The sequence below is a fragment of the Cycloclasticus sp. genome (assembly GCF_019090545.1).
Lineage (GTDB): Bacteria > Pseudomonadota > Gammaproteobacteria > Methylococcales > Cycloclasticaceae > Cycloclasticus > Cycloclasticus pugetii.
In genome coordinates, this window is the sequence record NZ_JAHRVT010000037.1 from 23603 (window position 1) to 35289 (window position 11687).

An 11687-nucleotide genomic window follows, 5' to 3' on the forward strand; every position below is an offset into this window, starting at 1 on the left:
TAAAATTTGAGCTAGACTTTCTTTATCGACAAGGGGGTTTTTTTAAGGTCAAATGATCACTGATACGACCATGAGGGCAGTGTTTACACTGATATAAATTATGCGTTTTATAATCACCTTAACAACAGTCTGCTTACTTTATATTCCAAGCACTTGTGTGGCGGAAATATTTAAATATAAGGATAAAGATGGGCATTGGCAGTTTTCTGATTCGCCTATCAATGAGGATGGGGCTACCGAGGTTCGCGCATATAAAAATTCAACCGCCTCTGTCGAGAGGTCGAATGATTTTATAACGCTGCTAAATAGTAAATACCCATTGACTAATCCTGTTCAGCAAGCAACGAAGGCTGTTGTTACTGTTAAAAGTAAACTTGGTTCTGGATCTGGCTTTTTTGTAACCGAGGATTGTTATTTAGTGACGAATAAGCATGTGGTTCGCCCCGCTAAAGGTAAGCAATGGGATGCGACGCAGGCAAAGATCAAAAAAAATAGTTTAATATTTAATAGTAATAAAATACGGCTTAATCAACAAAAAGAGCGGCTCTTTATTAATAAGCAAAAACTCGATGATTTTCGAATATATATAGACGGTTTGAGATCAGACAAAGAAAAACAAATCGCGTTACGCGAGTACGCGCTTTATGAGCAGCAATATCAGCAAGACCTGCAACAACTGAATGAAACGCAGAGGCGCCTGAGCTTGGATGAGGACATCTTTAATCGACAAAAATCTGACTTTAACTTCTCTAGCGCGGTGTCAAATGTTGCTCAGTCATTTGATATTGTTTTAAAAGATAATACTAAAGCAAGAGCCAAGCTAATTAAGGTGGCGTCGACAGATGACTTGGCTTTGCTGAAAGTAAATGCCTGTAAAGCGCCTTACTTAGAAATGGCACCTGGCTCAGTCGTACAGGGTACAACCGTTCATGCAATTGGAAGCCCCTTGGGGTTACGTGATCAGTTAACAGATGGGACGGTAACGCAGGTGTTGCAAAACCAAATAGTCACTGACGCACAGATTTTACCGGGTAACAGTGGTGGGCCATTGATAACCGATGATGGCTATGTGGTGGCAGTTAATACCATCAAAGTAGCAAAAGGGTCTGCGTTAAAGACTGGGTTTGGCGTTTCGATTCCAATTGCTAAGGTTAGGAAAAATTTTGCTGAGTATTTAAATAATTAAATAAAAGGTATTTATTAAGATTAGCGAGGGCCAGTCCATTCATAGATATCTATTGTCTCGGGGTCACAACTTCTACAACCACCTTGGCAAAGTGAGCCAGCTGGAAGTTTTTTTGCATAACCTTTTTTTACCCAGTGTTCGAGCATTGATTTGGCGTCATCTTGAGAGATTTTGAAATGTAAGGCCAAATCACGAACAGGAGCGCTTCGTGCGGCTTGTAAGTAATCACGGACCTCTAATAAAATCATGCGTCTTTAATCAGTGTTGGTTCAACAGCGAGTAATTTCTGGCCAAGTTGGCGAAGCGTAAGCCATATTCCTAGAAAGCCAGCAATGAATACACATAACCAAATCAGTGTTTGTGTTGGATGGCTTGAAAAGTTCGCAATTTGATAGAAAGAAGTCGCCATGCTGTATGCCAAATAAAGGCTCCAGAAAATAGAAAATAAGGCCCAACGTGTTCCTGTTTCACGTTTAACGGCGGCAATCGCAGCAACACAAGGGACATATAAAAGAATAAAGAGTAGATAACTAAAGGCACCAATTTTGCCATCAAAATATTTCACCAAGGTGCCAAAGAGAGCTGAGCTAACTTCTTGCTCAGTTGCGGCTTCATCAAGATTGTCGTTGGCATCAAGTGTCCTTAAACCAAGCGGGTCGCCCATGTTTTGGAACGCATCATTTAAATTATCTTTAGTTGTTGTCACAGCTTCTGAGAACTTATTTTTAAGGCTAAAGTTTTCGTCGTTATCGTCGGTGTTGCCTTCAATATTTGAATAAACTGCATCGAGTGTTCCAACAACCACTTCTTTAGCGAGTAAGCCACTAAAAATACCAACGATGGCGGGCCAATTTTCTTCTTGGATTCCCATCGGTTCAAAGGCAGGTGTGAATGTTTTACCGACTTCACTCAAGACTGATTTTGAACTGTTTTCATTACCAAAACTGCCATCAGTGCCAACGGAATTAAGAATATTGATCACCATGACCATCATGACGATAAATTTGCCAGCCTCTAATACGAAACCCTTTAGGCGTTCCCAAGTGTGGATTAGTAAGCTTTTGATGGCTGGTCGGTGGTAAGGGGGGAGTTCAATGAGAAAACTATCAGACTCACCCTCAAGCACGCTGCTTTTTAGTAACAGTGCGGTAAAAATAGCCGCTGCAATACCTAATAGATATAGTAAGAAAACAATATTTTGCCCAGATTGAGGAAAAAAAGCTGCGGCAAACAAGGCATAAACAGATAGCCGTGCACCACACGACATAAACGGCGCCATCATCACCGTCATAATGCGGTCACGTTGCTTTTCTAGGGTACGTGTAGCCATGATGGATGGTACGTTGCAACCAAAGCCAATAATTAATGGCACAAAAGCTTTGCCGGGTAGTCCAAGCTTACGCATAAAACGATCCATAACAAAGGCAGCTCTGGCCATATAGCCGGAGTCTTCGAGTATAGATAAACAGAAATAGAGAGTCGCGATGATGGGGATAAAGGTAGCAACAACTTGGATACCACCGCCTAAACCATCAGCGAGTAAGACTTGAAACCAATTGGGAAAATCCAAATTCTGGAGTTGAATTTTAAATCCATCAACAAACAGCGCGCTGGCGGTAATGTCAAAGAAATCAATAAAAGCGCCACCAAAGTTAATGGTTATACTGAACATTAAGTAGATGGCTAAAAAGAAGATAGGTAAGCCGAGATAGTCACTAAGAATGACTTTGTCTACTCGGTCAGACCATGTTTGTTGAATATTTTTGACTTGCTTGACTACCTGTGAGGTTAGCTGATGTGCAAATTCATAGCGGCTGGCAGCAATAAGAGTATCTGCATCTTCTCCAGTTGAATCTTTTATATAGAGCTGTCGGCTAGCACAAATTTCTTCGGTTTGCTGTGTTGTAGTGGGGGAGAAGTACCCCTCTAAGCATTGAAGCGCATGCCATCGTAGAATAAATGGGGAGTTGCGTTGCGTATTTAACGTCGGAATAATTTCATCAAGAGCTGAGGTAACGGCAGTCGGGTATTCAATGTTTAAGTGATGCTTAGGCTGCTCATCAATTACCGTTAATATGCTTTCTAAAAGTGAGGTGATTCCTTGGTTTTTACGCGCAACAATAGGAAAAACAGGGCAGCCAAGAGCGTTAGATAAAGCCTCTAGGTCGATGTTCATGCCACGAGATTTGGCAACATCCATCATGTTTAACGCAAGTACAGCTGGAATGCCGGTTTCAAGTAATTGACTGGTAAGGAACAGGCTGCGTTCTAGATTGGCTGCATCTGCAACAATTAAAAGTGCATCAGCCTCTTCGGATAAAATATATTGGCGAGCTATTTGTTCATCAAGAGCCTCGCGGTCACTATCAAGCGCATAAACACCTGGTAAGTCGACCAAAACAAGCTCTTGGTTGTTAACTTTAGTAAGCCCTTCACGACGGTCCACTGTAACGCCAGGCCAGTTCCCCGTTTTTTGTTTAATGCCCGTAATAACATTGAATAATGTTGATTTTCCGCAGTTAGGGTTGCCAATAACGGCAATGACAGGGCTTTTATTAGAGGGGCGTACGGGCGTATTTTCTTCGCAACATTGCTTGGTCATAATGTTTCTATTACTACTTGTTTTGCGAGGGTTTCATTCAGAGCGATACGAGTATTTCCAATACTGACAATAATTCCACCTTTGCTTCTTTGAGTAACCTGAAGGGGAATTAATTTAGAAAAGCCTAGCGTTAGCAATTTTTTTTCTAACGAATGAGCCATTTGATTTTTACACAGCATTACTTCCTGGCCAATTTCAATATCAGCAAGAGTAGCGTACTGGTTTAATGCCTGGTTACTTGACATGTGATCTCAAACGTTAATGATAATGATTCCCATTCTAATCTATGATTGAGTCATGTCAAGGATGTGGAATTAAGAATGCGGTTGATACTTAGGTTTAATGACATAGATCAGGTAAGCAAAAATGATTACGCTAATCCAAATAAAACTAAGAATACCAATTATGCCATCGTATTGCCCAGTTAAGTAAGTCCAGCTTGATGCGGAGTTATGGTCAGTGAGTTCTTTAGTTATTTTTATGAGGAAAACCCAGCTAGCATGTAGACCAATGCAATAAGCAAGAGTACGTGTCTGAAGACGAACTAGGGCAAGGAAAGCGCCAACAACAAAAAGCGCTAGAAAGTCATCAAGCGGCATAAATGCAACTGCTTTAAATGCATTAACGATAACTTCAAAACCAGTGCCTATATATAAAAGGTTTTGATCAATATGTTCAATGGGTTTAATAAAGTGCAAAATGGCATAAAAAAAACTACTAACAACAACCGCCGTAAAACCGTTGTGCCATTGTTGGCTTAGCTTGAAGAATAGCCCTCTAAATAAGGTTTCCTCTATTAAAGCAACGGCGATTCCGGCTAATAATGCTTTAGAAACAAGTCTCCATGTGAATTGAGCATCTTCTGACAGTACTCTAATATCAAGAACGATCAGCGTAAACACAACAACGCCAAGAATTAACAGACCAGAAATAAAGCCGAATGATGTTTTTTTAAAGAAGTTGCCATAGGTATTATTGTGTCCAATGGCGTTTAAACTCAATTTAAAAAACTTAAAACATGGAATCAGTCCTAAGATTAAAAATAAAAGGGCGGCGCGCGTAACCCATTTTTCAAAACGATATTCATTTGTGCCAAACGCTAAAAATAATGGATAGGCGATTAAAGCAGCCAAAACAGAGGCTGTTAAGAAGTAAAAAACAAAAAATAAGGTAGCTTTCATATGGTTTTTTTACATTTAAGTAAAATTGTATTCAAAAAGGAGTGCAAAAATGTTGAAAGAGTCGGTATGATACCGCACATTATTTCCAACCAAAATGCGAAAGTGGCGGAATTGGTAGACGCGCTGGATTTAGGTTCCAGTATCGTAAGATGTGAGAGTTCGAGTCTCTCCTTTCGCACCATCTATTTTTTTGAACAATCATCAATAAACTACACTAGAGAATAATTATGCAGGTTTCTGTTGAATCTATTTCTGATATTAAAAAAACATTAACAATCGTTGTCCCTCAAGAAGAGGTCGATACGGCGATCAATAAGCGTTATGACGATGTGAAACGAAACGCACGGATTGATGGATTTAGACCTGGTAAGGTTCCTATGAGCGTTATCAAAAAGAAATTTGGCGCAAGTGTGCGCGCTGAAGCGTTATCAGAGTTAACACAAAGCTTTTTTTATAAAGCAATCATGGAAGAAAAGCTAAACCCAGCCAGTGCGCCTGTTATTAAAGCTAATGAAACTGAGGTTGAAGGGTATGAGTTCTCAGCAAGCTTTGAAGTCTATCCAGAGATTACAGTTAACCCAGTTGAAGACTTATCACTGAATAGCCCAGTAGTGGAAATTGCAGAGTCTGATATAGATAATATGGTTGAAAAGCTGCAAAAACAAAAAGCAAGCTGGAAAGAAGTTAAGACCAAAGCTAAAGACGGTAACCAAGTAACAGTTAGTTTTGAAGGTAAAGTAGGTGATAAGCCTATCTCGGAAGAGCCTATTAAAGGTTTCCCTGTTGTTCTTGGCTCAAAAAGCATGATACCTGGGTTTGAAGAAAACTTAAAAGGCGTGAAAACTGGTGAGAAATTAAGTTTTGAAGTGACTTTTCCTGAAGACTATCAACAAGCTGACTTTGCCGGCAAGGTTGGGGTTTTTGATGTAGAAGTGGATAAGGTTGAAAAGAGCGAATTACCTGAAATAAGTGAAGAGTTTATTAAGGAATTTGGTTTGGAAAGTGGTGATGTGGCTGACTTTAGAGCAGACCTTGCTAAAAATATGGGCGGTGAGTTAACTCGTGCATTAGCAACTAAACGTAAAGAAATTGTCATGGATGCAATTGTTGAAAACAATGAAGTGTCTGTGCCAGAAGCACTTGTTGATAATGAAATTAATCAAATGCTTGCTTCGCTAAATGAAAAAGCAGCTCAGGCAGGTCAACCAGCACAGCCGGATTTACCAAAAGAGCTTTTTAAAGATCAAGCAGCTAAACGCGTTAAATTAGGCTTGCTATTGTCTGAAATGATCAAGCAAAATGATATCAAAGCGGATGCTGAAAAAGTACAAGCACGAATTGAAGAGTTTGCTCAAATGTATCAATCGCCTGAAGAAGTTATCAATTGGTATAACTCTAACCCAGAAGAGCGCAATAAAGTTGAAAGCGTTGTATTAGAAGACCAATTGGTTGATTGGGTGTTAGAAAAGGCTAAAATAACAGAAACTCAGTTAACGTTTGATGAGCTAATGGCACCTACTCAAGCAACTGGATAAATGACAGATAATAAGGGAGTTAAGATGCAAAATAAACTAGAGGCGCAAGCACTTGGATTAGTTCCGATGGTGGTTGAGCAGACTGCACGTGGCGAACGTTCATACGATATTTACTCTAGACTCCTTAAAGAACGGGTTATTTTCTTAGTAGGCCAAGTGGAAGACCATATGGCTAATTTGATTGTTGCTCAGATGCTATTTTTAGAGTCTGAAAACCCTGATAAAGATATCCACCTATATATTAATTCACCAGGTGGTTCAGTCACAGCAGGTATGTCTATCTATGACACGATGCAGTTTATCAAACCAGATGTTAGTACTATGTGTATCGGTCAAGCAGCCAGCATGGGTGCATTATTGTTGACAGGTGGTGCTGAAGGTAAACGATTCGCTTTACCACACTCAAGAATGATGATTCACCAACCGCTGGGTGGTTTTCAGGGTCAAGCATCTGATATTGATATTCATGCGAAGGAAATTCTATTAATCCGTGATCGTTTAAACAAAATTATGGCTTCACATACAGGCCAGCCATTAGATGTTATTCAGGGTGATACCGATAGAGATAACTTTATGGGTAGTCAACAAGCCGTTGAATACGGCCTGATTGACCAAGTATTAAAAACACGTAATATAGAAGAGTAGAATAGTTAGCGCTTGGACTGGACAGATTTATAATCTTTAGCATACTGTATATAGCATGTAACTAAAGATTAAGTGTAATGAAACAGTCAATCCTAATAATGAGTGTTAAAGAAAAGAGGTTTGTATGAGTGATGATAAAGACAATGGCGAGAATGATAGTAAGCTTTTGATTTGCTCGTTTTGTGGAAAGAATCAGCATGAAGTTAGAAAGTTAATTGCAGGCCCTTCTGTTTTTGTTTGCGATGAGTGTGTAGAGCTTTGTAACGATATTATTAAAGAGGAGCTTCAAGAGAATGAAGCGACAGGCGCAGGTGATAAATTACCTAAACCCTCTGAAATCAAAGAATCCTTAGATAAGTATGTGGTAGGCCAGCAACAGGCCAAAAAAATCTTATCAGTTTCAGTCTATAACCACTATAAGCGTCTAAATGCCTCAAAAGGTGTTGATGATGTTGAGTTGGCAAAAAGTAATGTATTGTTAATTGGCCCCACTGGCTCAGGCAAAACATTATTGGCTGAAACATTAGCAAGAATGTTAAATGTTCCTTTTACCATTGCTGATGCTACGACGTTAACTGAAGCGGGTTATGTTGGAGAGGATGTCGAAAACATTATTCAAAAAATCTTACAAAAATGTGATTTTGATGTCGATAAAGCTCAAAACGGCATCGTGTACATTGATGAAATAGATAAGATCTCACGGAAGTCGGACAACCCGTCTTTAACACGTGATGTTTCTGGTGAAGGTGTCCAACAAGCATTGTTAAAATTAATTGAAGGAACAGTTGCTTCAGTCCCTCCACAAGGTGGAAGAAAACATCCACAGCAAGAATTTTTACAAGTAGATACCAGTAACATCTTGTTTATTGTTGGTGGTGCGTTTGCCGGTTTAGATAAGGTTATTAAAGATCGTTCTCAAAAAAATGTCGGCATCGGTTTCTCAGCTGAAGTAGTAAGCGAGAATGAAGCGCCAGATGTTAGTGATGTTTTGCAAAATGTTGAGCCGGAAGATCTTGTTAAATATGGTTTGATTCCAGAATTTGTTGGCAGGTTACCTGTTGTAGCAACGCTTGAAGAGCTAGATGAAGATGCATTAATTCAAATACTCAGTGAACCTAAAAATGCATTAACAAAACAATATGTAAGGCTTTTCGAAATGGAAGGGGTTGAACTTGAATTTAGAGAAGAAGCCTTAAGAGAGGTCGCAAAGAAAGCGATGGCTCGTAAAACAGGTGCTCGTGGTTTAAGGACAATTTTAGAACATGTATTACTAGACACAATGTATGACTTACCTTCGCTAGATAATGTTTGTAAAGTTGTTATTGATGATAAGGTTATTCGGGGTGAGTCTGACCCTATGTTTATTTATGAAAATGATAAAAAAGTAGCATCATCGGAATAAAATAGACTTCAAAGAGAAAAAAAGGCGCTTTAAGCGCCTTTTTTTATGAGTTATGGCTTGAAAATAATGTTCGGTGCCCTGATATTCTTACTAATACTAAATTTAATTCTTTAAGGCGGTAACTAATGAACGAAAAACTAGATCTAACAAACTTACCAATTCTTCCGCTGAGAGATGTGGTTGTTTACCCACATATGGTGATTCCGCTTTTCGTTGGTCGTGATCGATCAATACAGGCGATTGATTTTGCGATGGAAGATAATAAAAAAATTGTTCTAGTTGCGCAAAAAAACCCAGATAACGATGATCCCAAAGAGGGTGACCTTTATCAAGTCGGTACCTTAGCCACTATTTTGCAGCTCCTTAAGTTACCTGATGGAACGGTAAAGGTTTTAGTGGAAGGTGAGCAGCGAGTTAATATTGATAAGATTTATACCAATGAAAAATTGTTTGGTGCAGATGTTAGTTTGCTGGAAGATGCCGTAGACCTTGAAGAGCAAGAAATGGATGTGCTAATTAGGACCGTTAGTTCCGCCTTTGAAAGCTATGTGAAGTTAAATAAAAAAGTACCACCTGAAGTATTAACCTCATTATCTGGTATTGAAGACTCTGGCCGTCTTGCAGATACTATGTCAGCGCACATGGTGTTGAAAGTTGAAGAAAAACAAAAAATATTGGAAACATATAACCTTCGCGAACGTTTAGAACATTTGCTGTTATTGATGGAAGGTGAAGTTGATATTCTGGAAATGGAAAAACAAATCCGTAGCCGGGTTAAGCAACAAATGGAAAAGAATCAGCGCGAGTATTATTTGAGTGAGCAAATGAAGGCCATTCAAAATGAATTGGGTGACATGGAAGAAGGTTCAAATGAAATAGATGAACTCGAAAAGAAAATAGCTGATGCAGGGATGTCAAAAGAAGCAAAAGAAAAAGCTGAATCAGAACTGAGCAAGTTAAAAATGATGTCCCCGATGTCAGCTGAAGCCAGTGTTATACGTAATTACATTGATTGTATGGTTAATGTGCCGTGGAAAAAACGTACGCGTATTAGGCATGATCTCGCTGCCGCACAAAAAGTGCTTGATGCTGACCATTATGGGCTAGAGAAAGTAAAAGAAAGAATTTTAGAGTACTTGGCTGTTCAACAACGGGTTAAAAACATGAAAGGGCCAATTCTTTGCTTGGTTGGGCCTCCAGGTGTTGGTAAAACATCCTTGGGGCAATCTATTGCTCGTGCGACGAACCGTAAGTTTGTAAGAATGTCTTTAGGTGGTGTGCGAGATGAAGCTGAAATACGTGGGCATCGTCGTACATACATTGGTTCAATGCCAGGTAAAATTTTACAAAACTTATCAAAAGTTGAAACAAAAAACCCTTTATTCTTGCTTGATGAAATAGACAAAATGGCAATGGATTTCAGAGGCGACCCTGCTTCTGCTTTACTTGAGGTGCTTGATCCAGAACAAAACAGTACGTTTAACGATCATTACTTAGAAGTGGATTTTGATTTGTCTGATGTTATGTTTGTCGCGACTGCAAATAGCATGAATATACCGGGTCCCCTGTTGGACCGTATGGAAGTGATTAACCTCGCTGGTTATACCGAAGATGAGAAAATTAACATCACAGAGAACTACCTCATTACCAAACAATTAAAAAATAATGGTTTGAAAGAGTCGGAATTGCACGTAAGCCAATCAGCGATTAGAGATACGGTGCGTTATTATACGCGTGAGGCTGGAGTTAGAAATATCGACAGAGAAATGTCTAAAATTTGTCGAAAAGTAGTGAGAGACATTTTACTGAGCAAACCTAAGAAGCGAATCAATGTTACATCGCGTAACCTTAGTAAATACTTAGGGGTTAGGCGATTTGACTTTGGTAAAGCCGAAGAAACAAATCAAATTGGGCAAGTAACTGGCTTGGCTTGGACAGAGGTTGGTGGTGAATTACTAACAATTGAATCAGCTATTAGCGAAGGTAAAGGCAAGTTAACACTTACCGGTAAGTTAGGTGATGTTATGCAAGAATCTATTCAAGCTGCTTTAACAGTGGTTAGAAGTCGTGCTGCAATGTTAGGTGTTCCAGCTGATTTTTATCAAAAGAACGATATACATGTACATGTTCCTGAAGGAGCAACGCCTAAAGATGGTCCAAGTGCAGGTATCGGTATGTGTACGGCCTTAGTATCATCCTTAACGGGTATTCCTGTGTTAGCTGATGTGGCTATGACAGGGGAAATTACGCTTCGAGGTGAGGTGTTACCGATCGGTGGGCTTAAAGAAAAATTGTTAGCAGCTCTTCGCGGTGGAATCACAACGGTTGTAATCCCACACCAAAATGAAAAAGATTTAATAGAGATGCCGGCTAATATTAAACAAAATTTAACGATAATCCCTGTCCGCTGGATTGATGAGGTGCTGGAAGTCGCGCTTGAACGGTCCCCGACACCATTGAAAGGAAGTGAAAAGTTAACAAAAAAAGATGACAAAAAAAGTAAACCTGCAAAAAATAAAACGGTGACCGCACATTAAGCTGAAGTGTTTGATTTAATTGAGGCAAGTAAATTAATTGAAGGTATGCTTTAAAAAAATATAGTCATAAAAACCTTCTGAAGCTTGACACTGGTGGGGGGGAAAGGATATAAAATCTCCTGTTGAGTGAATAGTGAGGTAGATATAGCCGCTCTAAACACCAGTAACAAAAAAAATTAACTTTAAAAATTATTTAATCATCCTATTGGGGAAAATTTATGAACAAATCAGACCTTATCAATGCAATCGCTGAAGAATCAGGACTTACTAAAGCTGACGCAGGCCGCGCATTAGATGCCACTATCTCTTCTGTTAGTAGTGCACTTAAAAGCGGTGACTCAATCTCACTTATTGGCTTTGGTACCTTCTCTGTAAAAGAGCGTTCTGCACGCACAGGCCGCAATCCACAAACGGGTGAAACGATTCAAATTAAAGCTTCAAAAATTCCTTCATTTAAAGCTGGCAAAACTTTAAAAGACTCTGTAAACTAGCGCCTCTTCTGTTCTTGGGGTGCTTAGCTCAGCTGGGAGAGCGTCGCCCTTACAAGGCGAATGTCGGGGGTTCGATCCCCTCAGCACCCACCATTTAGGAGTGGTAGT

10 protein-coding genes and 2 tRNA genes are annotated in these 11687 nt (G+C 39.5%); 8 read left to right on the top strand and 4 right to left on the bottom strand.

What is annotated here, in order from left to right; translation table 11 throughout:
- The first annotated feature begins 100 nt into the window (after positions 1–100).
- On the top strand, positions 101–1186 hold the full coding sequence (locus KUG63_RS09460; protein ID WP_287554985.1) for a S1C family serine protease: 1086 nt from the start codon (positions 101–103) through the stop codon (positions 1184–1186).
- 20 nt (positions 1187–1206) lie between these two features.
- Here KUG63_RS09460 and KUG63_RS09465 read toward each other — a convergent pair whose 3' ends face one another.
- From KUG63_RS09465 to KUG63_RS09480, 4 genes are all read right to left on the bottom strand, one after another.
- Positions 1207–1434: a FeoC-like transcriptional regulator gene (locus tag KUG63_RS09465; RefSeq protein ID WP_015005747.1), complete on the bottom strand. Its 228-nt coding sequence runs from the start codon at positions 1432–1434 to the stop codon at positions 1207–1209.
- Positions 1431–3788, bottom strand: a complete 2358-nt coding sequence (gene feoB / locus KUG63_RS09470) for a Fe(2+) transporter permease subunit FeoB (RefSeq protein WP_287554986.1) — start codon at positions 3786–3788, stop codon at positions 1431–1433. Before feoB ends, KUG63_RS09465 begins: the two co-directional genes overlap by 4 nt.
- A complete protein-coding gene (locus tag KUG63_RS09475) occupies positions 3785–4033 on the bottom strand; it encodes a FeoA family protein (protein WP_073024241.1) in 249 nt (82 codons plus the stop codon). Before KUG63_RS09475 ends, feoB begins: the two co-directional genes overlap by 4 nt.
- 69 nt (positions 4034–4102) lie before the next feature.
- The gene (locus tag KUG63_RS09480; RefSeq protein ID WP_287554987.1) at positions 4103–4969 is read right to left on the bottom strand and encodes a CPBP family intramembrane glutamic endopeptidase; all 867 of its coding nucleotides are present in this window, start codon (positions 4967–4969) and stop codon (positions 4103–4105) included.
- A 96-nt stretch (positions 4970–5065) separates the two neighbouring features.
- Here KUG63_RS09480 and KUG63_RS09485 point away from each other — a divergent pair.
- The 7 genes from KUG63_RS09485 to KUG63_RS09515 all read left to right on the top strand — a co-directional run bounded on the left by KUG63_RS09485 (position 5066) and on the right by KUG63_RS09515 (position 11672).
- A tRNA-Leu gene (locus KUG63_RS09485) sits at positions 5066–5150 on the top strand.
- 46 nt (positions 5151–5196) lie between these two features.
- Positions 5197–6504: a trigger factor gene (tig, locus tag KUG63_RS09490; protein ID WP_020932727.1), complete on the top strand. Its 1308-nt coding sequence runs from the start codon at positions 5197–5199 to the stop codon at positions 6502–6504.
- 24 nt (positions 6505–6528) lie between these two features.
- Entirely contained in the window at positions 6529–7149 is a 621-nt protein-coding gene (gene clpP, locus KUG63_RS09495) for an ATP-dependent Clp endopeptidase proteolytic subunit ClpP (protein ID WP_015005752.1), read from the top strand.
- Positions 7150–7273: 124 nt separating this feature from the next.
- Positions 7274–8551 (top strand): ATP-dependent Clp protease ATP-binding subunit ClpX, encoded by a 1278-nt coding sequence (gene clpX, locus KUG63_RS09500; protein ID WP_020932726.1) that lies wholly within the window; start codon positions 7274–7276, stop codon positions 8549–8551.
- 125 nt (positions 8552–8676) lie between these two features.
- Complete coding sequence (gene lon / locus KUG63_RS09505) at positions 8677–11088, top strand: endopeptidase La (protein ID WP_015005754.1); 2412 nt, start codon at positions 8677–8679, stop codon at positions 11086–11088.
- Positions 11089–11306: 218 nt separating this feature from the next.
- The gene (locus KUG63_RS09510; RefSeq protein ID WP_015005755.1) at positions 11307–11579 is read left to right on the top strand and encodes an HU family DNA-binding protein; all 273 of its coding nucleotides are present in this window, start codon (positions 11307–11309) and stop codon (positions 11577–11579) included.
- A 17-nt stretch (positions 11580–11596) separates the two neighbouring features.
- Positions 11597–11672 (top strand) — tRNA-Val (locus KUG63_RS09515).
- The last annotated feature ends 15 nt before the right edge of the window (positions 11673–11687 follow it).